Here is a 21,115-nt window from a genome sequence, read left to right as displayed (position 1 = left end):
TGTACGACAGAAAACCCGTGCTCTTCCCACAGGAGGCGTCCCCTTGACCTTGACGAATCCCGAGGAGTTCGTGGCGTTCATGAACGCGCCCGGGGACCACCTGCACCGGCGGATGGGGCTCGAGATCCTGGAGGCCAGCGCCGAGCGGGTGGTCGGCCGGATGCCCGTCAAGGGCAACACGCAGCCGTACGGGCTGCTGCACGGCGGCGCGTCCTGTGTGCTTGCCGAGACCCTCGGCTCGACCGGCGCCGCCCTGCACGCGGGCCCGGGCAGGATCGCCGTCGGCATCGAGATCAACGCCACCCACCACCGCTCCGCCACCTCGGGACACGTCACCGCCGTGGCCACCCGTGTGCACGGCGGGCGCACGCTCGCGACGTACGTCATCGAGATCACCGACGACGAGGGCCGGGCGGTGTGCACGGCCCGTCTGACCTGCATGCTCAAGGACGCCTCCTGAGGCCGCCGGGCTCGCGGGGCACGCCCGCCCGCGGGCCGGCCGGGCAAGAACCACGAAAAACCCTTACGACGCATTGGGCCTCATAACGGAACGGCTTGCGACTCTCTTTGCACGGGGGTCGCTCCGGTCGCTACCGTTGTGGCTCCAGAGCCCGTGAGAAGACCGAGTAGACAACGTGCGGAGCCGGGGAAGCTGTGTACGGTCCCAAAGGTCCTTCTCACGGGCTCATGCTTTTCTCCGGCGCCGATCCCCCGACTCCTACAGCAGTGATCCTCCAGTTGACTCCTTACATGCCCTGACCTGCGAAGCCTTTCTCACGTCAGTGACACACCATGGTCACCAATTGGTGACGAACAACCCGGAAACGGGCGTCTCAGGCTTATGCTCCGGCCACAACATCGCAGCAACCTGGACGATGTTGCGCGTCCGCAGTGGGGGCACGACCCCGCCAAGACCTGAACCAGAGGGAGCACCATTGCGCAGAGCCGTGATCGCGTTCACGGCCTTCCTGGGTGGACTCGTATTTCTCCTCTCCTCCCCCGCCTGGGCGGACGGGGAGGCGTTGAAGGGCACACTCCAAAACCAAGGCCAGCCGGTGAACGGCGTGAAGATCAGCGTGGCAGGCGAAGACGGCAAACCCGTCGGAGACGCCACCACAGGTGCGGACGGCAAGTGGGAGGTGCCGGTCCCCCAGGCGGGCACATATAAGGTCACACTCGACGAGTCGACCCTCCCGCAGGGGGTCGCGCTGAAGTTCAAGGACCGGGCCACCCTGAACGTCCAGGTCTATGAGGGAAGCGAGCGCAACGTCCTGTTCGCCCTCGCCCCCGCGGGCCAGCCGGGCGAGGCCGCCGCGGAGTCCTCGTCGGGCGCCTCCTCCTTCTGGGACCGGGTCGCGCAGCTCACCTTCGAGGGCTTCAACCTCGGGCTCATCATCGCCCTGGCGGCCATGGGCCTGTCCCTGGTGTTCGGCACCACCGGGCTCACCAACTTCGCCCACGGCGAGTTGCTCACGTTCGGCGCGATGTGCGCCTACTTCTTCAACGTCGTCCTGGGAATCCCGCTCGTCCTGGCCGCGGTGATCTCCGTGGTGATCGGCGGAGCCTTCGGATACACCCAGGACCGGTTCTTCTGGGGAGTGCTGCGCAAGCGCGGCAGCAGCCTGGTCGCGATGATGATCATCTCGATCGGCCTGGCACTGTTCCTCCGCTACGTCTTCCTGTTCTTCTTCGGCGGCGAGGGCGCTCCGTACGCGGACTACAACGCCCAGCCGGGCATCCAGGTGGGCCCGATCTCCGCCGCGCCGAAGAACTTCATCGCGATGGGCATCGAGCTCGCGGTGCTCGTGATCGTCGGGCTCGCGCTCCTCAAGACCCGCATCGGCAAGGCGGCCAGGGCCGTCGCCGACAACCCCGCGCTGGCGGCCTCCTCCGGCATCAACGTCGACGGCGTCATCCGGATCATCTGGACCGTCGGCGGCGCCATCGCGTCGCTCGCGGGCGTGATGCTCGGCCTGTCGCAGAACGTCAGCTACCAGATGGGCTTCCAGATCCTGCTGCTCGTCTTCGCGGGAGTCACCCTCGGCGGCCTCGGCACCGCCTTCGGCGCCCTCGTCGGCTCCATCGTCGTCGGTCTGTTCATCCAGCTGTCCACCGTCGTGGTGCCGACCGAGCTGAAGACCGTCGGCGCGCTGCTGGTGCTCATCCTCGTCATGCTCTTCCGGCCGCAGGGCATTCTCGGCCGGCGCGAGCGCATCGGCTGATCGGAGACCACACGTGGACTGGAACACCATTTTCGTCACCACGGTCAAGGCCTCGATCGGCCTGGAGACCGTCGTCTACGCGCTCGCCGCGATCGGCGTCAACATCCAGTTCGGCTACGCCGGGCTGCTCAACTTCGGCCAGGCGGCCTTCCTCGGCGTCGCCGCGTACGGCATGGCCGTCACCGTGGCCACCTTCCACCTGCCGTTCTGGCTCGGCATCCTGATCGGCCTGGCGGCCACCATCGTGCTGGCCTTCCTGCTGGGCATCCCCACCCTGCGGCTGCGCGCCGACTATCTCGCCATCGTCACCATCGCGGCGGCCGAGATCGTCCGGCTCGTCTTCAGATCGGTCCAGTTCAGCAGCGTCTTCGGCGGCTCGGACGGCCGGCAGAACTTCTCCGGCGACTTCTTCGCGATGAACCCCTACTCCCCCGGCACGTACGGCATCGGCCCGATCAGCTTCAACGAGCGGGTGACGTGGGTGCTGACCGTCGGCTGGGTGCTCATCGCGATCGCCTGCGGGCTGGTCTACCTGCTCATGAAGAGCCCGTGGGGCCGCGTGCTCAAGGCCATCCGCGAGGACGAGGACGCCGTGCGCAGCCTCGGCAAGAACGTCTTCTCCTACAAGATGCAGGCGCTCGTGCTCGGCGGCGTGATCGGCTGCTTCGGCGGCTTCCTGTTCGCGCTCGGCCAGGCGTCGGTGCAGCCCGACCTGTTCAGCACGGAGTTCACCTTCTACGCGTACACGATCGTGATCCTCGGCGGCGCGGCCCGCGTCTTCAGCCCCGTCGTCGGCGCCGCGATCTTCTGGGTGCTGCTGGTCTTCGTCGGCAACACCCTCAGCGAGGCCGTGAGCGCCGGGCTGCTGCCCTCGTTGTTCACCGTGAACAACATCGGCGCGGTCCGCTTCATGCTGGTCGGCCTCGGCCTGATGCTCCTGCTCATCTTCCGGCCACAGGGCATCTTCGGTGACAAGAGGGAGATCGCGCTCGATGCACGCTGACACCACCCAGAGCAGGAAAGCGGCGGCGGTGGCCGCCTTCGCGGGCCTCGACCGCGAGCCCGGCGTGCCCAAGCCCGACCCCATCCTCGTCGTCGACAAGGTCGTACGCCGGTTCGGCGGACTCACCGCCGTCGACGTCGACCACGTCGAGGTCCAGCGCGGGTCGATCACCGCGCTGATCGGGCCGAACGGCGCGGGCAAGACCACGTTCTTCAACCAGCTCACCGGCTTCGACAGCGCCGACGAGGGGTCCTGGACCTTCAACGGCAAGCAGCTCAAGGGCATGCCCGCCCACCGGGTGGCCCGTGCGGGCATGGTCCGCACGTTCCAGCTCACCAAGGCCCTGTCGAAGCTCACCGTGATGGAGAACATGCGGCTCGGCGCGCAGAACCAGCTCGGCGAGAACTTCTTCCGCGCGCTGATCCCGGGCAGCTGGCGCCGCCAGGAGGACGAGATCACCGAGCGCGCCGAGGAACTGCTCGAGCGCTTCAAGCTCGCCGCCAAGCGCGACGACTTCGCCGGCTCGCTGTCGGGCGGCCAGCGCAAGCTGCTGGAGATGGCCCGGGCCCTGATGGTCGGCCCCGAGCTGGTGATGCTCGACGAGCCCATGGCGGGCGTGAACCCGGCCCTGACCCAGTCGCTCCTCGGGCACGTGAAGGACCTCCGTGAGGAGGGCATGACCGTGCTCTTCGTGGAGCACGACATGGACATGGTGCGCGACATCAGCGACTGGGTGATCGTGATGGCCCAGGGCGCGGTGATCGCGGAGGGGCCGCCGGACACCATCATGTCGGACCCGCGCGTGGTCGACGCCTACCTGGGCGCCCACCACGACGCGCCGATGTCCGCCGAGGAGTTCGAGGAGCAGCTGCAGGAGGCCGAGGCCGAGCTGGAGTCCGAGATCGAGGAGAAGGCATGACCGCCCCCACTCCGGAAAACCCCGCGGAGCCGGACCGCGACGCCGCGGCGGGCGAGGCCGGCGAGCCCACGCCGGTCACGGCCGCGGAGGAGGACGACGCGGCCGTCTCGCGTGCGGCCGTCGTCGACCGCTCCGACCACCTCGCCGGAGCCGAGAACGCGCTGCTGCGGGCCGACGAGCTGTACGCCGGCTACATCCCCGGCGTCAACATCCTCAACGGCGCCGACCTGTACGTGAAGAAGGGCGAGCTGATCGGCATCATCGGCCCGAACGGCGCCGGCAAGTCGACCCTGCTGAAGACCCTCTTCGGGCTCGTGCCAGTGCGCAGCGGCACGGTCACCCTGAACGGCGAGGACATCACCAGCCTCAAGGCCCACTCGCTGGTGGCCCGCGGGGTCGGCTACGTCCCGCAGACGAACAACGTCTTCCCCAGCCTCACCATCGAGGAGAACCTGGAGATGGGCGCCTTCCAGGTGCCCGGCAAGTTCAAGGAGCGCTTCGAGTTCGTCTGCGAGATCTTCCCCGCCCTCCGGGAGCGCCGCAAGCAGCGGGCCGGCTCGCTGTCCGGCGGTGAGCGGCAGATGGTCGCCATGGGCCGGGCGCTCATGACCGAGCCGTCGGTGCTGCTGCTGGACGAGCCGTCCGCGGGTCTGTCGCCCAAGCTGCAGGACCTGGTCTTCATCCAGGCCCAGCAGATCAACAAGGCCGGTGTCACCGTGATCATGGTGGAGCAGAACGCGCGGCGCTGCCTGCAGATCTGCCACCGTGGCTACGTGCTCGACCAGGGCCGCAACGCCTACATGGCCAGCGGCCGCGACCTGATCAACGACCCGAAGGTCATCCAGCTCTACCTGGGCACGCTCGCCAAGGCCTGAGCCGGCTCGCCACGAGGGCCCCGGCGGATGCCGGGGCCCTCGTCGTACGCCTGTGACCTTTTTTCCACCACATCGGCAACATGCAGGGGAACAATGTTCGGTATGACCCGAATCCCCCTCCGCACCGCACTGGTCGTCTCGGCGCTCGCGGTGGGCCTCGCCGCCTGCCAGTCGGCGTCCTCCGAACCCGGAGCCTCTCCGGACTCCGTCTCGTCCCTGGGGACCGCGTCCGGGAAGACGACCGGCGCGGTCTACGTCACCGGCGCGAAGGCCGACGACGACCCCTGCGCCCGCGTGGTGTCCGCCATCGGCTACCTGGGGCTGTCGCTGCTGCCGGCCGGGCAGGAGGAGGCCCAGCACTGGGACGGGGACGTACGCGGCCGCTTCGGCTATCTGCGCGGCACGCTGGCGATGTACGGCCCCCACCTGCCGGCCTCCGCCTCGGCCTCCGTCTCGGCCATCGACGGCGTCGCCGCGACCCTGTCGCGGGCCGACACGGCCGGCTCGGAGCGTACGGACCTGCTGCGCCGGTATCGCAAGGCGTCCGCCGCCGTCCTCACCGCCTGCGGCCGTTCCTGAGCCGCCACGGCGAGACGCCCCGCGACCGGCCGGCCGTCCTTCACGGCCCGCGGGTCCCGGGCACGCGGAAAGGGCCCGCTCCAGACGGAGCGGGCCCTTCGTGTGTCCGCGATCAGCCGGCGATCTTGCCGGTGTTGAAGGCGATGTTCTTGTTGGTGTTGTCGGGGCCGTACTCGTAGATGCCGATCGTCGCCTCGGCCGGGTCACCGGCCTCGTTGAACTCGATCGGGCCGGACGCGCCGTCGTAGTCGATGTCCTTGCCCGCCGCCAGCAGGTCGTTGCAGGACTTGAAGTCCTTGCACTTCTCGCCGCCGGTGGAGACCTCCTGCAGGTGGGCCGCGATGTCCGCGGGCGCGTCGCTCTTGGCGGCGACCGCCGCGAGCGCGGTCAGGATGGTCGCGTCATACGACTCGGGACCGTAGTTGAAGTCCTTGAGGTTCGGGTCGACGCTCAGCAGCTTGGCCTTGAAGTCGTCCGAGACCTGAGCGCCCGGCTGGGTGCCCTTGGCGCCGTCGAGCGTGCCCTTGGGGAAGCCGTCCTTGCCCGTGCCGTAGTTGGACAGGTTGCCGTCGACGAAGTAGTACTTCACCTTCTTGGCGGTCAGGCCCTGCTTGACGAGCTCAGGAATGATCTTCTTGGTCTCGTCGAAGCCGATCAGCGCCACGGCCTTCGGGTTGGCTTCCTTGATCTTGGCGACGTCCGCCGAGTAGTCGGCCGCCTTCGGGTCGTAGATGACCTTCTCCACGACCTGGCCGCCGCCGCCCTCGACCGCCTTCTGCACGTTGTCGGCGAGGCCGGTGCCGTACGCGTCCTGGAGGGCCAGGATGCCGACCGTGTCGTTGCCGTCGGCGAGGATCAGGTCGCCGAGGACACGGCCCTGCAGCACGTCCGGCGGAGCCGTACGGAAGTACAGACCCTTGTCGTTGTAGGTCGTGAACTGGTCCGAGGTGTTCGCCGGCGAGATCTGGACGACGCCCGCACCGGTGATCTTGTCGATGACCGACAGCGACACCGAGGACGAGGCGGCGCCGATGACCACGTCGGCCTTCTGCTGCAGCAACTTGTCGACAGACTGGGACGCAATGTTGGTCGAGGTGTCGCCCGAGTCCGTGTCGATCTGCGTCACCGGCTTGCCGAGAACACCACCGGCGTCGTTGATCTCCTTGACCGCCAGCCCGACACCCGCGAACTCCGGCGGGCCGAGGAAGGCGAGCGAGCCGGTCTGCGGCAGCAACGTGCCGACGGTGAGAACGCCATCGCCCTGGGCGGTGGCGGCAGCGGGCGCCGAGGACTCGGCAGCCGGCGCCGAGGAAGCCGGCGCGGCGCTGTCCTCACCACCGCCACAGGCCGTCAGCGCGAGGCTGGCGGCCGCGGCGACGGCCAGCGCCCGCCCGAGGGGGGCAATGCGGATCATGAAGCATCTCCTTCATCCAGGCCCGGGAATCGTCAGCGCTGCCGACTGGTCCCGATCGAATGGCTGAAAGGTACATAGCCGCGGCAAGCCCCGACCAGGGATGCATCAGAACTGTCCGCACTTGGATGCGGAGTCGTAATAACTCCTCAACTTAGCGGGACGGCCCCTGACCAGGAGTCTTCCGAACCGCGCTCCGCAGGGCGTGATCAGGCGGGCGGCTGGGCCTCGCCGCCGTTCCCGCTGACCACGATCTGGGCCACCTGGCGCATGCTCATCCGCCGGTCCATGGACGCCTTCTGGATCCACCGGAAGGCCTGCGGCTCCGTCCACCCGTGCTGGGCCATGAGCAGGCCCTTGGCCCGCTCCACGAGCTTCCTGGTCTCCAGCCGCTCCGACAGCGTGGAGACCTCCTTCTCCAGCGCGGCGATCTCCTCGTGCCTGCTCACCGCCATCTCGATGGCCGGAACCAGGTCGCCCTTCGTGAACGGCTTGACCAGGTAGGCCATCGCGCCCGCGTCCCTGGCCCGCTCGACCAGGTCGCGCTGCGAGAACGCGGTGAGAATGAGGCACGGCGCGATGCGTTCCGAGACGATGCGCTCGGCCGCGGAGATCCCGTCCAGCACGGGCATCTTCACGTCGAGGATCACCAGGTCAGGGCGGAGCTCCACGGCGAGTTTCACCGCCGTCTCACCGTCGCCGGCCTCGCCGACCACGGCGTAACCGTCCTCTTCGAGCATCTCCTTCAGGTCGAGGCGGATCAGCGCCTCGTCTTCCGCGATCACCACTCGCCGCTGCGTACTCACGCACAAGAGGTTACCGACGTCCGCTACATTAGAACCACGTCAGGTGGAAGATGATCGACTGCCCGTCGATCACTCTAAACTTGGACATATCGGGACATAGTCCGATAAAAGCGCCGGAATGATGGAATGGCAGACATAGACGCCTCAAAAGCGTCCGCCTGAAAGGGCGTGCGGGTTCGAATCCCGCTTCCGGCACCAAGAGTCACGGCCGGAAACCGGTGGCCACGTCCGGCATCGTCGCGCGCCCGTGTAACCGGCACGTCCGATACGGGAAATCAGGTGCCGGGGAGGAGACGGACGGCGTCGAGGGCGAGGGACAGCTCGACGACGTCCAGGGGGCGGGCCAGCGACCGGCCGGTGAGCTGCTCGATGCGGCGCACGCGGTTGAAGACGGTGTTGCGGTGGCAGTAGAGTTCGGCCGCCGCCCGGACGGCCGACCCCTCGCAGCGCAGCCACGCCTCCAGCGTCGCGAGCAGCACGCCGCCGTCGGACGAGGCGATGATCGGGCCGAGGACGCCGCCCGCGAGGTGACCGGCCAGCTCCGGCTGGCAGACCACCAGGGCGGCGGGCAGCCGCTGATCCAGCCGCGCGATCTCCGGCCCGGTCCCCGAGCAGGTGCGCATGGCCACCTCCGCCAGGCGGCGGGCCGTGCCGAGGTCGGCGAGGCTCTCCACCACCGGGCTGACGCCGGCGCTCGCGAAGACGACCGGCGTGATCGCCGCCACCAGGTCGTCCAGCTCCCGGTCGCCGAGGTGCACCACCGCCATCTCCAGGTCAGGGCGCATGCGCCACAGGAACCGCAGCCCGCCGATCTCGTCGGGGCGGTGCACGCGGTCGGGCTGCGCGGGCAGCCGCGTTGTGACGACCGCATAGCGGCCGTGCTCCGGCAGGCCGAGGGCGCCCGCCGCCACGCCCGCCACGGCCGGGTCGGCGCGGCCCTCCAGGAGGGCGTCGAGCATGGCGTTGACACGCTGGTTGGTCCGGCCGAGCAGCTCGTTCTCCCGGCGGCGGTAGGCGTCGGCCGCAGCCACGGCCTGGCGGTCGATGGCGTGCCAGACGTGGGTGGCGCTGCGCAGCAGGGCGGGCAGCCGTTCCTGGCCCTGGTCGCCGATGATGTCGATGACGCCGTTCCAGGTGACCTGCGCGGCCAGGCGGTAGCTGCGCATGAGCGAGTCGAGCGGCAGCCCGAACTCGGCCCGCCTGCGCCCGACCGTCTGGGCGTACGCGACGTCGCGCCGTTCGTGCCGGGGCTGCAGGATCGCGGTGATGCCGACGCGCAGCCCCTCGTGGGTGCTCTTCCAGTGGTCCTCGAAGGGGACCGTCATGCGGTAGGCCTCGTCGCTTTCCCTGCCGCGCTTCACCAGCTCGTCGGCGAGCTCGGGCAGCCGTTCCAGCAGGCCTGCGGCGGAGGTCCGCAGCAGTTCCCGGACCTCGGCGTCCGTCCTGGACCTCATGCCCCGAATGTGCCAGCACACAGCGTCCGGAACAAGGTTCGGTTTTCGTTTCGTGATGCGGGATTGTGCTGGAGCACAGGGCGCGACGGGCGGGCATGGGCTGGGGTCCCGACTTGACGTCCGGCGCTGGACGGCCCTCGACCACGGTGGGTTGGGTGTGCCTTCATCGAAGTCACAGGAGGCGCGGATGTCTGGTGAGGCGGGCCCGGAGACCGACGGCCCGAGGATCGAGGGCCCGCGGATCGCGGACCCCGAGGAGACCGGTGGCCTCGATATCAGGGGCCTGGATGTGCGATACGGCCCCGTGCGCGCCCTGCGCGGCGTCCATCTGTCCGTGCCCGTGGGCACGGTGGCCGCGGTGCTCGGCGCGAACGGCGCGGGCAAGACGACGCTGCTGCGTGCCGTGTCGGGGACGCTGCGGTTCCACCGGGGCGCGATCACGTCGGGGACGGTCGCCTTCGGCGGATTCCGGCTCGACAGGGTGCCGGCCGCGGCGGTCGTACGGCGCGGCGTGGTCCAGGTGCCGGAGGGGCGACGGGTGTTCGCCCGCATGACGGTGGCCGAGAACCTCCGCGCCGGAGCGCTGGGCGTGCCGGGCAGGCGCGCGGCGGAGGGCCGCGAGCGGGTGTTCGAGCTCTTCCCGGTGCTGGCCGAGCGGGCCCACCAGCGGGCGGGCCTGCTGTCGGGCGGCGAGCAGCAGATGCTGGCGATCGGACGGGCGCTCATGGCCGGGCCGTCGCTGCTGCTGCTCGACGAGCCCACGCTCGGGCTGGCGCCGCTGATGGCGGCCCGGATCGCCGACACCGTGCGGCAGATCAACGCCCAGGGGACGTCGGTGCTGCTGGTGGAGCAGAACGCGGCCATGGCGCTCGCGCTGGCCGAGCGGGCGTACGTGCTGGAGGTCGGCGAGGTGGCGCTGTCGGGCCCGGCGGCGGACCTCGCGGCCAGCGACGAGGTGCGCCGCCGCTATCTCGGCGTCGGCACGCCCGAGACAGACCGACCGGTCGGTACCGGCCCCGGCCCTGCCCCAGACTCTGCGACCGGCTCCGCGACCGGCTCCGCCCGCGACTCTGCGACCGGCTCTGCCCGCGACTCTGCGACCGAGAAGCACGAGAGGACCAGGCTGGCGAGATGGACGGCATGACCCACCGCCGCGGCGAGCCGCGCGCGTACCCGGCGAGGCGGCGACGCATACCCCTGAGAAACCAACCGGTCGGTACGGTCGGCGGCGACGGCCCGGCGGAGCTCGTGGTCAGCGAGGTGACGGTGCGCTTCGCCGGGCTCACCGCCCTCGACGCGGTGAGCTTCACCGTGGCCCCCGGCAGCGTGCACGCGCTGATCGGCCCTAACGGCGCGGGCAAGTCCACCTGCTTCAACGTGCTGTCGGGCGTCTACCGCGCCACCTCGGGCAGCGTGCGCTTCGGCGGCGCCGAGCTGACGTCGCTGCGCCCGCACCAGGTGGCCGCGCTGGGCGTGGCGCGGACGTTCCAGAACATCGCCCTGTCGCCCCACCTGACGGTGCGCGACAACCTCATGCTCGGGCGGCACCGCCTGACCCGTGCCGGCTTCGTCTCGGCCGGCCTGCGGCTGCCCGCGGCCAGGCACGAGGCCGTACGGCACGGCGCGCGGGTGGCGGAGATCGCGGAGTTCGCGGGCGTCGGCGACGCGCTGTCCATCCCCGTGGGGCTGCTGCCGTACGGCGTGCAGAAGCGGGTGGAGCTGGCCCGCGCGCTGTGCATGGAGCCGCGGCTGCTCCTGCTGGACGAGCCGGTGGCGGGGATGAACGGCGGCGAGCGGCGCGAGATGGCCGGCCTCATCGAGTCGGTGCGCGAGAGCCTCGGCATCTCGATCCTGCTGGTCGAGCACGACATGGGCATGGTCATGCGGATCGCCGACGCGGTGACCGTGCTCGACTTCGGCAGGCGCATCGCCGACGGGCCACCCGAGGAGGTCCAGCGCGACCCCGAGGTGGTCCGCGCCTATCTCGGCGACTTCGGCCGCCCCTCCGATGAACGGGGGGAGGCGTGATGGCGGTCTTCCTGGAGCTGCTCGTCAACGGGATCTCGGTCGGGGCCGTGTACGCGCTGATCGCGCTCGGCTTCGTGGTGATCTTCAAGGCGACCGAGGTGGTCAACTTCACGCACGCGTCGCTGCTGCTGGCGGGCGGCTACGTGATCGCCCGGCTGCACCCGCTGATCGGGTTCTGGGCGGCGCTGGCGGCCGGGATCGCGGCGGCGGCGGTGGTCGGCGCGCTGGTGGAGTTCCTGATCCTGCGGCGGGCGCACGTCGGCTCGCGCGGTGTGCTGGCCATCGTCACGATCGGCGTGGACATCCTGCTCACGACCGAGCTCACCCGGCAGATCGGCACCGAGGTGCTCGCCCTCGGCGATCCATGGGGCGACCGGGTGCTGCACTTCGGGCCGGTCACGGTCGCCGAGACCCGTGTCGTGGCCCTCGTGGTCGCCGCCGCGCTGATCGTGGCGTTCCTGCTCGCCTTCAAGTTCACCGGCTGGGGCGTGGCGATGCGCGCCACGGCCGAGGACGCGGAGACCGCCGCGCTGATGGGCGTACGGCTCGGCCGCGTCTCGCTCAGCGCGTGGGCCGTCGCCGGGGCGCTGGCCGCGGTCGCGGCGATGTTCCTGTGCGTGTTCCCGACGCCGGGCCTCGACAGAGGGACGGCCGCGGCGGCGATGAAGGCGTTCCCCGCGGCCATCCTCGGCGGGCTCGACTCGACCACGGGCGCGCTGGCCGGCGGCCTGATCGTGGGCGTCACCGAAACGCTGATGAGCGGCTACCAGAGCGAGCTCGCCTTCCTGGGCCGCGGCATCGGCGACGCCGCGCCGTTCCTCGTGATGATCGTGATCCTGCTGCTGCGGCCCGCCGGGCTGTTCGGCACGAAGGAGCCGGCCCGTGTCTGAACCCACGCCCGACGCCGCCACGCCCGTACGCGACACGCCCCCGACGGCAGCGCCCCCGACAGCAGCGCCCCCGACAGCAGCGCCCGCACTAGAGACGCCCGCACCCGGCGCGTCCCGGTCCCGCCCGGCCGCGCCCAGGATCACCGCACGCGCCCTCCGGTCGGTGCTGCGTTCCCCGGCACGGACCCTCCGGTCCGTGCTGCGTTCCCCGGCACGGACCCTCCGGTCCGTGCTGTGGCTCGCGGTGGCCATGGTGGCCGTCGCGGTCCCCTTCTACCTGGAGGGGTTCTGGCTGCAGGCGGGGCTGTTCGCGATGTCCGCGGCGATCGGCGCGATCGGGATCAACCTGCTGACCGGGGCGACCGGGCAGCTCTCCCTGGGACACGCCTTCTTCCTCGCGGTCGGGGCGTACTCCTACGTCTCCCTGTCGACCGACCTGGGCCTCCCGACGCCGCTCGCGGCCGTGGCCGCGGTGATCGTCGCGGGCCTGTGCGGCGGCCTGTTCAGCCCGATCGCGGGCCGCCTCAAGGGCGCCTACCTGGGCATCGCCACGCTCGCCCTGATCTTCGTCGGCCAGCACATCCTGTTCAACGCCGAACCGGTGACCGGCGGCTTCAACGGACGGCCGGTGCCGCCGATGGAGCTGTTCGGCCTCGTCTTCGCCGACACTCCGGAGCTGGTGGTGCTGAACGTGCCGTTCGGTTCGCTCGAACGGCTGTGGTTCCTCGGGATCGCGCTGCTCGTGGGCGCGGCCGTGTTCGCCAGGGGCGTGCTGCGCGGCCGTCCCGGGCTGGCGATGAACACCATCAGAGACCACGAGATCGCCGCCGGGGTCATGGGCGTCCCCGTCGCCCGATACCGCGCGGGCGTGTTCGTCCTGTCGTCCATGTACGGCGGGCTCGCCGGGGTGCTGGTCGCCCTGGTCTTCCAGCAGGTCGTGCCGGACTACTTCGGCATGCTGCTGTCGCTCGACTACCTCGCGATGATCGTGATCGGCGGCCTGGGATCGGTCGCGGGAGCGGTCGCCGGGGCCGCGTTCGTCTCCCTGCTCCCCCAGCTGCTCACGCGCTACAGCGACGCCCTGCCGCTGGTGGCCGAGCCGGGTTCCGGCGGGGTCTCCCCCGCCGAGGCCGCGCGGATCCTCTACGGCGCCGCCGTCGTCGCGGTGGTGCTGTTCCTGCCCGGCGGTCTGGCCGGGCTCGCCACGCGGCTCGGCCGCGTTCGACTCAAGGAGCTCAGATGGGCAAAATCGGCACCCGCGCCGGCGTCGCGGCGTTAGCCCTGCTGTCCCTGGCCGTCTCATCGTGCGCGAGCGGCAAGGCCACGGGCGGAGGCGACGGCGCCGGGGCGGCGGCCGGCGGCGACGGGGTCAAGACCGGCCCCGGCGTCTCGGCCACCACGATCACCGTGAGCGCGCTCACCGACCTGACCGGTCCGTACGCGTCGTTCGGCAAGAGCCTGACGCAGGCACAGCAGCTGTACTTCGACCAGGTCAACGCCGCCGGCGGGGTCTGCGGCCGCAAGTACGAGCTGATCGTCCGCGACCACGGCTACGACACGCAGAAGGCCGTGGCGGCCTACACCGAGGTCGCGCCCAAGTCGGCGGCGATCCCCCAGTTCATCGGCTCCCCGATGATCACGGCGCTGAAGCAGCGCATCGACGGCGACAAGCTGCTCACGATCCCGATGGCATGGGCGACCACGCTGCTCGGCAGCCGGGCCATCCAGGTGACCGGCACGACGTACGACGTGGACATGATCAACGCCGTCGAGTTCCTCGTGAAGGAGAAGGGGATCACGTCCGGTGACAAGATCGGGCACCTCTACTTCGAGGGCGACTACGGCGAGAGCTCGCTCAACGGCTCGAAGTACGCCGCGGACAAGCTCGGCCTGCAGATCGTCGAGCAGAAGATCAAGGCGACCGACCAGGACATGAGCGCCCAGGTGGCGGCGTTCAAGGCGGCCGGGGTCAAGGCCGTGCTCGTCTCGGTGGGGCCCCGGCAGACGGCCTCGCTGGTCGGCGTGTCCCTGGCCAAGGGCATGGACGTGCCGTTCGTCGGCAGCAACTCGGCCTACTCTCCGCAGCTTCTCCCGACCCCGGCCGGGCCTGCCCTGCTGAAGGACTTCTACTACGTGTCGGCGGGGACGCCGGTCAGCGCCCAGAACCCGTCGATGCAGCGGCTGGTGGCCGACTACCAGGCGAAGTATCCCGGCGAAACCATCGACAGCGGCGTGCCCACCGGCTGGAGCGCGGCGATGATCGTGGACGAGGCGATGAAGAAGGCGTGCGAGGCCAAGGACCTCACCCGTGAGGGCGTCCTGACCGCGCACCGCACGCAGTCGGGCTTCGGCGGCGACTTCGGCACGCCGATGGACTTCACGTTCTTCGACAAGCCCGCCTCCCGGTCGTCGTACGTGCTCAAGCCCGACAAGGCGGCGCTCGGCGGCGCGGTGGTCCTCAGGGAGGCGGAGGTCTCCGAGCTGGCGAAGGACTATCCGGTGCCGGTGGGCTGACGGGCGACGGCCGCCGCGTCCGCGCCGGAGGTCAATCGCTAGCATCCCCCTACCGAACAATCGTCTGGAGAATCGATGCGACGCACCATCTACGGCGAGGACCACGAGGCATTCCGCGACTCCGTCCGGCAGTTCGTGATCCGCTCCGTCGCCCCGCGGGCCGAGGAGTTCATCGAGCGCCGGCTGATCGACCGCGAGGTGTGGCGGGAGGCCGGCCGGCAGGGGTTCCTCGGCCTGGAGGTCCCCGAGGAGTACGACGGCGCGGCGGCCGGCGACTACCGCTTCAACGCCGTGCTCATCGAGGAGCTCGCCGGGGTGGGCATGGCTCTGGCGTCCAGTTTCGGCATCCACTTCGACGTGGTCGCGCCCTACCTGGTGGAGCTGACGACGGACGAGCAGAAGAAGCGCTGGCTGCCGCCGTTCTGCTCGGGAGAGCTGATCACCGCGATCGGCATGACCGAGCCGAGCGGCGGGTCGGACCTGGCGGCGCTGCGCACGACCGCCGTAAGGGACGGCTCCGACTGGATCATCGATGGTTCCAAGACGTTCATCACGAACGGCTACCAGGCCGACCTCGTCGTGGTGGCGGCGCGCACCAGCCCGGAGAAGCGGGCCAAGGGCATCACGCTGTTCGCGGTCGAGGAGGGCATGCCCGGCTTCCACCGGGGGCGCAAGCTGGACAAGGTCGGCCAGCCTGAGGCCGACACGGCCGAGCTGTTCTTCGAAGGCGTGCGGGTGCCGGCCGCCAACGTGATCGGCGAGGTGGACCGGGGGTTCATCGCGATGATGGAGCGCCTCCCCCAGGAACGGCTCGGCAGCGCGGTCACCAACATCTCCCACGCCGCCGCCGTGCTCGCCGAGACCCTGTCGTACGTGAAGGAGCGCAAGGCGTTCGGCCAGGCGATCGGCAGCTTCCAGTACAACAAGTTCACCCTCGCCGACCTGGTGACGAAGGTGGAGGTGACCCGGGCGTACGTCGACCAGTGCGTGGCCGCCCACACCGCCCGGGAGCTGACGGCGGTCGACGCGGCCAAGGCCAAGATGTGGACCGCCGAGGTGCAGAACCAGGTGATCGACGCCTGCGTGCAGCTCTACGGCGGCTACGGCTACATGAAGGAGTATCGCGTGGCGCGGGCCTGGGCGGACGCCAGGGTGACCCGGATCTGGGCGGGGTCCAACGAGATCATGCGCGAGATCATCGGCCGGGACCTCGGACTGTGAACGAGCCCGTGATCGACCGGACGGCCTATCCCCACTGGCGTGACGTGCCCACCCGATGGAAGGACAACGACGTCTACGGGCACGTCAACAACGTCGTGCACTACTCGCTCATGGACACCGTGATCAACACCTGGCTGATCGAGGAGGCCGGGCTGGACATCCACGAGGGCCCGGCGATCGGGCTGTGCGTGGAGTCGCGCTGCTCCTACCACGCCTCCGTGTCCTTCCCGCAGGTGATCAGCGTGGGCCTGCGGATCGGGCGCCTCGGCCGCTCCAGCGTCCGCTACGAGCTCGCGCTGGTCGCCGGGGACACGCTGGTCGCCGAGGGCGACTTCACGCACGTCTTCGTGGGCCGGCGCACCCGCCGTCCCGTGGAGATCGGCCCGCCCCTGCGCCCCGCCATGGAACGCCTGCTCCTTCCCCACGCGTGACTTACGGGTGGCGGGCTCAGCGCCCGTTGACGTTGACCGCCACCCGGCTCAGGTGACCCTCCTGCGCGATGTCCAGCAGGGTGGCCGCCACGTCCGCCCTGGTCAGGGCGTGCGGCATGCCCAGCAGCTCGCGGCGGATCACGACCGCCCCGGTGGCGGGCCGGTCGGTGAGCCGGGTCAGCCTGACGATGGTCCAGTCCAGGTCGCCGGCGCTCACGGCCCGCTCCAGGTCGCGGGCGTCGGCGTACTGGGTGGCCAGCAGGCGGCGCAGCAGCCACAGGACCAGGAACGGCCTGCGGGCGACGATCGGATAGGGGGTGGTGACGATCAGCCGCCGGACCCCGGCCTCGGCCATCGCCCGCATGACGGTGCGGGTGGCCTCGGCCGCACGGTGCGGGTCGCGGCTGTCGCCGCCGTTGATGATGGAGATCACCGCGTCCGCGTCCGCCACGGCCGTGCGCATCTTCTCCAGGTCGCGGCCGTCGCCCTCGACGACAGCGTGCGGTCGCGCTTCCAGGGCGGCGGCGTTGCGGGTGAAGGCGGTGACCCGGTGGCCGCGGCGCAGCGCCTCGGCCAGGACGTATCGGCCGGTGTGGCCGGTGGAGCCGATGAGAGTGAGGTTCACGGACGTTCTCCTCAGCGGTTGGCGGGCCGGTTGACGACGGCCACGGCGACGATCAGGACGAAGGCGGCCAGCGTGGTCAGGGTGCGCAGGTCGTGGAACAGCTCCCAGCGCCGGAAGATCTCGGCGTAGCCGGCCGGCACCGGGCCCGCGGCCCATTGGAAGGTCAGGCGCACGTCCAGCGGAACGGCTCCGAACGTGGGGATCTCGTTGGCCGCGCCGTACGCGAACGCGCCCGCGAGCAGGCCGGTGGCCAGCAACGCCACCCCGTGGACATACCTCTGTGGGGTTTCCATGACCGCCAATACTCGTCCGGCCGGAGCGCGGCGGCGTCCTGCCCGTGGAGTCATCCGCCGCTACCCCACCGGGATCAGCCCGGCCGGACGGGCTAAGCCGCCGGGAGTAGCCCGCGGTGGCGGGCCTCAGGCGAGGCTGTCGAGCCAGGCGCGGTGGAGGCGGGCGAACCGGCCCGCTCCGGCGATCAGGCGGTCCGGCGGGCCGTCTTCCACGATCCGGCCGTGCTCCATGACGAGCACCCGGTCGGCGATCTCCACGGTCGACAGGCGGTGGGCGATGATCAGCGCGGTGCGGTCGGCGAGGATCGTCCGCAGCGCCCGCTGGACGAGACGCTCGCTGGGCACGTCGAGGCTGGAGGTGGCCTCATCGAGGATCAGCACGGCGGGGTCGGCGAGGAACGCCCGGGCGAACGCCACGAGCTGCCGCTGCCCGGCCGACATGCGCCCGCCGCGCTTGCCGACCTGCGTCTGGTAGCCGTCCGGCAGCATGGAGACGAACGTGTGGGCGCCGATGGCCTCGGCGGCCCGCTCGATCTCCGAATCCGGCGCGCCGGGCCGCCCGAACCGCACGTTGTCGGCGACCGTCCCGCTGAACAGGTAGTTCTCCTGGGTGACCATCACAACGTGGCGGCGCAGGGTGTCCTCGTCCAGGTCGCGCAGGTCCACGCCGTCGAGCAGCACCCGCCCGGCGACCGGGTCGTGGAACCGGGCGATGAGCTTGGCCAGCGTGGTCTTGCCCGCGCCCGTGGTGCCGACGACGGCCACGGTCTGCCCGGCGGGGATCTCCAGGTCGAGCAGTGGAAGCACCGGCGGGCCGCCGGGATAGGCGAACCGGACGGCCTCGAACCGCAACGCCCCCGCGGCGCGCGGCAGCGGCACCGGGCGGCGGGGCGGTGCCACCGAGGGCCGCTCCTCCAGCACGCCCGACAGCTTCTCCAGCGCCGCCCCGGCCGACTGCAGCGCGTTGTAGAACTGCGAGATCTCCTGCATCGGCTCGTAGAACTGGCGCAGATAGAGCAGGAACGCCGCGAGCACGCCCACCGTGACCGTGCCGTGCAGCGCCAGCAGGCCGCCGTACAGCAGGACTGCGGCGATGGTGATGTTGCCGATCAGCTTGATGCCGGGCATGAACACCGCGACCAGGCGCATGCCGCGCGTGTTGGCGGCGCGGTAGTCCGCGTTGAGCCGCGCGAAGATCTCCTGGTTGCGCGGCTCCCTCCGGAACGCCTGCACCGCCCTGATCCCGGTCATCGACTCCACGAAGTGCACGATCACCAGCGCCACCGCCTCCCGCGTACGGCGATAGGCGACGCTCGACTCGCGGCGGAACCACCGGGTGAACAGCAGCAGGACCGGCAGCGGCAGCAACGCCACCAGGCCGAGGCGCACGTCGAGCACGAGCAGCATGACCGCGGTGCCGCACAGCGTGAGCACGGCCGTGACCAGGCCGTCGAACCCGGAATCGAGCAGCTCCGCGATCGCGTCCACGTCGGAGGTGAGCCGGGAGATGACCCGCCCCGAGGTGTACTTCTCGTGGAACGACAGCGACAGGCGCTGGAAGTGGTCGAAGACCCGGCGGCGCAGCTCCAGCAGGATGTCCTGGCCGATCCGGCCCGACATCTGCAGGAACGCCTGCCGGGTGAGCGCCTGGGTGAACGTGGCGCCCAGCAGCGCGCCGACGATCGCGAGCAGCGTGCCCGCGCCCTGTCCGCGCAGCATGGGCGGGATCCCGTCGTCGATGCCCGCCTTCACGAGGTACGGCAGGGCCAGCCCGGCGGCGTTGGACACCACGATGACCGCCGTGAGCACGGCGATCGCCCTGCGGTGCGGGCGCAGCAGGTCGCCGAGCAGGCGGCGCGACCGGGTGCGCAGCAGCAGGGAGACCCGCTCGGAGATCTCGTCCCGCTCCTCCGCGGCGACCCCACGCCACGTGTCTGTCTCCGTCGCGTCGTCGGCGGGCCGCTGGGTCATCGCATCGATCCCTCGGGGTCGAGGTCGGCGTCCTGGGCGAGCAGTTCGCGATATTCCGGCACGACCGACAGCAGGTCGCCGTGGCGGCCGACGTGGGTGACGGTGCCGTCGCGCAGCAGCGCGACCCGGTCGGCGAGCAGCACGGTCGAGGCGCGGTGGGCCACGACGATGCCGGTCGCCTCGGCGAGCACCCGCCGCAGCGCCTCCTCGACCAGCGCCTCGGTCTCCACGTCGAGCGCCGACAGGGTGTCGTCGAGGACGAGCACCCGCGGCCTGCCGAGGACGGCCCTGGCCAGCGCGAGCCGCTGCCGCTGACCGCCCGACAGCGACATCCCCTGCTCGCCGATGCGGGTGTCGAGCCCCCACGGCAGGTCGTACGCGAACGTCGCCTGCGCGATCTCCAGGGCCTGCCGGATCTCGTCCTCGGTGGCGTGCCCGTGGCCTAGCGTCACGTTCTCGCGGACGCTCATGGAGAACAGCGTCGGCTCCTCGAACGCGGTGGCGACCACCGAGCGCAGTGAGGTCAGCGACAGGTCGCGCACGTCGTGCCCGTCCACGGTGACACGGCCCTCGGTGACGTCGAGCAGGCGGGGCACGAGCGCGGTGAGCGTCGTCTTGCCCGACCCGGTGGCCCCGACGAGGGCGACGGTCTCCCCCGGCCGCACCTCCAGCCACACGTCGCGCAGCACCGGCCGGTCGGCGCCGGGGAAGCGGAACCCTACGCCTTCGAAGCGCACGTGGCCGCGCGGACGCTCGATGACGGCCGGGCCGCCGCTGATCGCGGGCACCGTGTCGAGCACCTCGATCACCCGGTCGGCGGAGGTCATGGCCTCCTGGCCCATCGTGAGGATGTAGCCGAGCGAGGCGACCGGCCACACGAGCTGGAGCACCAGTGTGGTGAACGCGACCAGGGTGCCGAGCGTCAGCGCGCCGGCGCCGACCGCGATCGCGCCGAGCAGGAGGACGAGGGCGAGCGTGACGTTCGGCACGACTTCGAGGAAGGTGAAGAACCGGGAGGCCAGCCGCACCTTCGCCAGCGAGGTGCGGCGGATCTCGCGGGCGGCGGCGGCGAAGGTCCCGAACACGTGCTCGCGCCGCCCGAACGCCTTGACCGTGCGGATGCCCACGGCCGACTCCTCGACCAGCGTGGCGAGGTCGCCCTGCTGGTCCTGCACCTGCCGGGAGACGACCCTGTAGCGCCGCTCGAAACGCAGTGACAGGGCCACGATCGGGACGGCGGAGACGGCGACGAGCAGGCCGAGCGGCCAGTGCATCCGCAGCAGCACCACGGTGACCGCGGTGAGCTGCAGGATGTTCATGATCAGGAACAGCATGCCGAAGCCGAGGAACCTGCGGATCGTCGACAGGTCCGTCGTCGCCCTCGACAGCAGTTGCCCCGACTGCCATCCGTCGTGGAAGCTCATCGGCAGCCGCTGGAGATGCCGGTAGAGGTCGTCGCGGATCGCGGTCTCCAGGCCGAGGACCGGACCGGCCTGCGACCAGCGGCGTACGAACGTGAGAACGGCCTCGGCGACGCCGAGGCCGACGGCCAGCAACCCGAGCGGGACCAGCCCGCCGAGGTCCCCGTGGGCCACCGGGCCGTCGATGATCTCCTTGCTCACCAGCGGGATCACCGTGCCCGCGGCGATCCCGAGCAGCGCGGCTACCCAGCTCACCACCAGGCTGCGCACGTACGGGCGCAGGTAGGACCGCAGTCGCCACAGCGAGTGCCATGGTCTGTGACCAGTGCCGCCGCTCGCGCCGGGCCCGGGGTCCTGGGGGGAGTCCATCAACGGGCGCAGCGCTCCTCCGGCATCCGGCACGACGGCATCTGACAGGAAAGGTCGACTCGATCCTGCCATGCTCCGTCGAA

20 protein-coding genes and 1 tRNA gene are annotated in these 21,115 nt (G+C 70.7%); 14 read left to right on the top strand and 7 right to left on the bottom strand.

Annotation, left to right across the window (positions count from 1 at the left end):
• Positions 1 to 79 precede the first annotated feature (79 nt).
• The 6 genes from OHB01_RS24735 to OHB01_RS24710 all read left to right on the top strand — a co-directional run bounded on the left by OHB01_RS24735 (position 80) and on the right by OHB01_RS24710 (position 5,598).
• The gene (locus OHB01_RS24735; protein ID WP_142645238.1) at positions 80 to 460 is read left to right on the top strand and encodes a PaaI family thioesterase; all 381 of its coding nucleotides are present in this window, start codon (positions 80 to 82) and stop codon (positions 458 to 460) included.
• A 595-nt stretch (positions 461 to 1,055) separates the two neighbouring features.
• Complete coding sequence (locus OHB01_RS24730) at positions 1,056 to 2,222, top strand: branched-chain amino acid ABC transporter permease (RefSeq protein ID WP_168065555.1); 1,167 nt, start codon at positions 1,056 to 1,058, stop codon at positions 2,220 to 2,222.
• Positions 2,223 to 2,235: 13 nt separating this feature from the next.
• Positions 2,236 to 3,225 (top strand): branched-chain amino acid ABC transporter permease, encoded by a 990-nt coding sequence (locus OHB01_RS24725; protein WP_142645102.1) that lies wholly within the window; start codon positions 2,236 to 2,238, stop codon positions 3,223 to 3,225.
• Positions 3,215 to 4,144 (top strand): ABC transporter ATP-binding protein, encoded by a 930-nt coding sequence (locus OHB01_RS24720; protein ID WP_142645101.1) that lies wholly within the window; start codon positions 3,215 to 3,217, stop codon positions 4,142 to 4,144. The genes OHB01_RS24725 and OHB01_RS24720 overlap by 11 nt, the downstream gene beginning before the upstream one ends.
• Positions 4,141 to 5,019, top strand: a complete 879-nt coding sequence (locus tag OHB01_RS24715) for an ABC transporter ATP-binding protein (RefSeq protein WP_147942159.1) — start codon at positions 4,141 to 4,143, stop codon at positions 5,017 to 5,019. Before OHB01_RS24720 ends, OHB01_RS24715 begins: the two co-directional genes overlap by 4 nt.
• A gap of 102 nt (positions 5,020 to 5,121) precedes the next feature.
• A complete protein-coding gene (locus OHB01_RS24710; RefSeq protein WP_142645099.1) occupies positions 5,122 to 5,598 on the top strand; it encodes a hypothetical protein in 477 nt (158 codons plus the stop codon).
• Positions 5,599 to 5,710: 112 nt separating this feature from the next.
• Here OHB01_RS24710 and OHB01_RS24705 read toward each other — a convergent pair whose 3' ends face one another.
• Together OHB01_RS24705 and OHB01_RS24700 are read right to left on the bottom strand one after the other, a co-directional pair.
• Positions 5,711 to 7,012 carry an ABC transporter substrate-binding protein gene (locus tag OHB01_RS24705; protein ID WP_142645098.1) on the bottom strand — a complete coding sequence of 434 codons (1,302 nt, stop codon included), beginning with the start codon at positions 7,010 to 7,012 and terminating at the stop codon, positions 5,711 to 5,713.
• A gap of 206 nt (positions 7,013 to 7,218) precedes the next feature.
• Complete coding sequence (locus OHB01_RS24700; RefSeq protein ID WP_260617025.1) at positions 7,219 to 7,815, bottom strand: ANTAR domain-containing response regulator; 597 nt, start codon at positions 7,813 to 7,815, stop codon at positions 7,219 to 7,221.
• Positions 7,816 to 7,927: 112 nt separating this feature from the next.
• On the opposite strand from OHB01_RS24700, the gene OHB01_RS24695 reads away from it, so the two are divergent.
• Positions 7,928 to 8,013 (top strand) — tRNA-Leu (locus OHB01_RS24695).
• Positions 8,014 to 8,090: 77 nt separating this feature from the next.
• Here the strand turns inward: OHB01_RS24695 and OHB01_RS24690 are convergent.
• Positions 8,091 to 9,269, bottom strand: a complete 1,179-nt coding sequence (locus OHB01_RS24690) for a PucR family transcriptional regulator (RefSeq protein ID WP_142645097.1) — start codon at positions 9,267 to 9,269, stop codon at positions 8,091 to 8,093.
• Positions 9,270 to 9,456: 187 nt separating this feature from the next.
• Here OHB01_RS24690 and OHB01_RS24685 point away from each other — a divergent pair, with 187 nt between their 5' ends.
• The 7 genes from OHB01_RS24685 to OHB01_RS24655 all read left to right on the top strand — a co-directional run bounded on the left by OHB01_RS24685 (position 9,457) and on the right by OHB01_RS24655 (position 16,353).
• Complete coding sequence (locus OHB01_RS24685; protein ID WP_142645096.1) at positions 9,457 to 10,413, top strand: ABC transporter ATP-binding protein; 957 nt, start codon at positions 9,457 to 9,459, stop codon at positions 10,411 to 10,413.
• Positions 10,401 to 11,297, top strand: coding sequence for an ABC transporter ATP-binding protein (locus tag OHB01_RS24680; protein ID WP_240970791.1), 897 nt, complete (start codon positions 10,401 to 10,403; stop codon positions 11,295 to 11,297). The genes OHB01_RS24685 and OHB01_RS24680 overlap by 13 nt, the downstream gene beginning before the upstream one ends.
• Positions 11,297 to 12,187: a branched-chain amino acid ABC transporter permease gene (locus OHB01_RS24675; RefSeq protein WP_142645095.1), complete on the top strand. Its 891-nt coding sequence runs from the start codon at positions 11,297 to 11,299 to the stop codon at positions 12,185 to 12,187. The genes OHB01_RS24680 and OHB01_RS24675 overlap by 1 nt, the downstream gene beginning before the upstream one ends.
• A 250-nt stretch (positions 12,188 to 12,437) precedes the next feature.
• A complete protein-coding gene (locus OHB01_RS24670; RefSeq protein ID WP_142645235.1) occupies positions 12,438 to 13,466 on the top strand; it encodes a branched-chain amino acid ABC transporter permease in 1,029 nt (342 codons plus the stop codon).
• Positions 13,427 to 14,701 (top strand): ABC transporter substrate-binding protein, encoded by a 1,275-nt coding sequence (locus tag OHB01_RS24665; RefSeq protein ID WP_142645094.1) that lies wholly within the window; start codon positions 13,427 to 13,429, stop codon positions 14,699 to 14,701. Before OHB01_RS24670 ends, OHB01_RS24665 begins: the two co-directional genes overlap by 40 nt.
• Positions 14,702 to 14,776: 75 nt before the next feature.
• Positions 14,777 to 15,922 carry an acyl-CoA dehydrogenase family protein gene (locus OHB01_RS24660; protein ID WP_147942162.1) on the top strand — a complete coding sequence of 382 codons (1,146 nt, stop codon included), beginning with the start codon at positions 14,777 to 14,779 and terminating at the stop codon, positions 15,920 to 15,922.
• Complete coding sequence (locus OHB01_RS24655; protein ID WP_168065553.1) at positions 15,919 to 16,353, top strand: acyl-CoA thioesterase; 435 nt, start codon at positions 15,919 to 15,921, stop codon at positions 16,351 to 16,353. Before OHB01_RS24660 ends, OHB01_RS24655 begins: the two co-directional genes overlap by 4 nt.
• A 16-nt stretch (positions 16,354 to 16,369) precedes the next feature.
• On the opposite strand, the gene OHB01_RS24650 is transcribed toward OHB01_RS24655, so the two are convergent.
• The 4 genes from OHB01_RS24650 to OHB01_RS24635 form a co-directional block, all read right to left on the bottom strand.
• Positions 16,370 to 16,978: an NAD(P)-dependent oxidoreductase gene (locus OHB01_RS24650; protein ID WP_187280510.1), complete on the bottom strand. Its 609-nt coding sequence runs from the start codon at positions 16,976 to 16,978 to the stop codon at positions 16,370 to 16,372.
• A gap of 11 nt (positions 16,979 to 16,989) precedes the next feature.
• A complete protein-coding gene (locus OHB01_RS24645; protein ID WP_142645091.1) occupies positions 16,990 to 17,271 on the bottom strand; it encodes a hypothetical protein in 282 nt (93 codons plus the stop codon).
• 126 nt (positions 17,272 to 17,397) lie between these two features.
• The gene (locus OHB01_RS24640; protein WP_142645090.1) at positions 17,398 to 19,242 is read right to left on the bottom strand and encodes an ABC transporter ATP-binding protein; all 1,845 of its coding nucleotides are present in this window, start codon (positions 19,240 to 19,242) and stop codon (positions 17,398 to 17,400) included.
• The gene (locus OHB01_RS24635; protein WP_328854028.1) at positions 19,239 to 21,032 is read right to left on the bottom strand and encodes an ABC transporter ATP-binding protein; all 1,794 of its coding nucleotides are present in this window, start codon (positions 21,030 to 21,032) and stop codon (positions 19,239 to 19,241) included. The genes OHB01_RS24640 and OHB01_RS24635 overlap by 4 nt, the downstream gene beginning before the upstream one ends.
• Positions 21,033 to 21,115: the final 83 nt, after the last annotated feature.

Source organism: Microbispora hainanensis (assembly GCF_036186745.1).
Taxonomy (GTDB): Bacteria; Actinomycetota; Actinomycetes; order Streptosporangiales; family Streptosporangiaceae; genus Microbispora.
The sequence above is the reverse complement of the archived record's forward strand: the minus strand, read 5'-3'. Positions and strand labels throughout refer to the sequence as shown.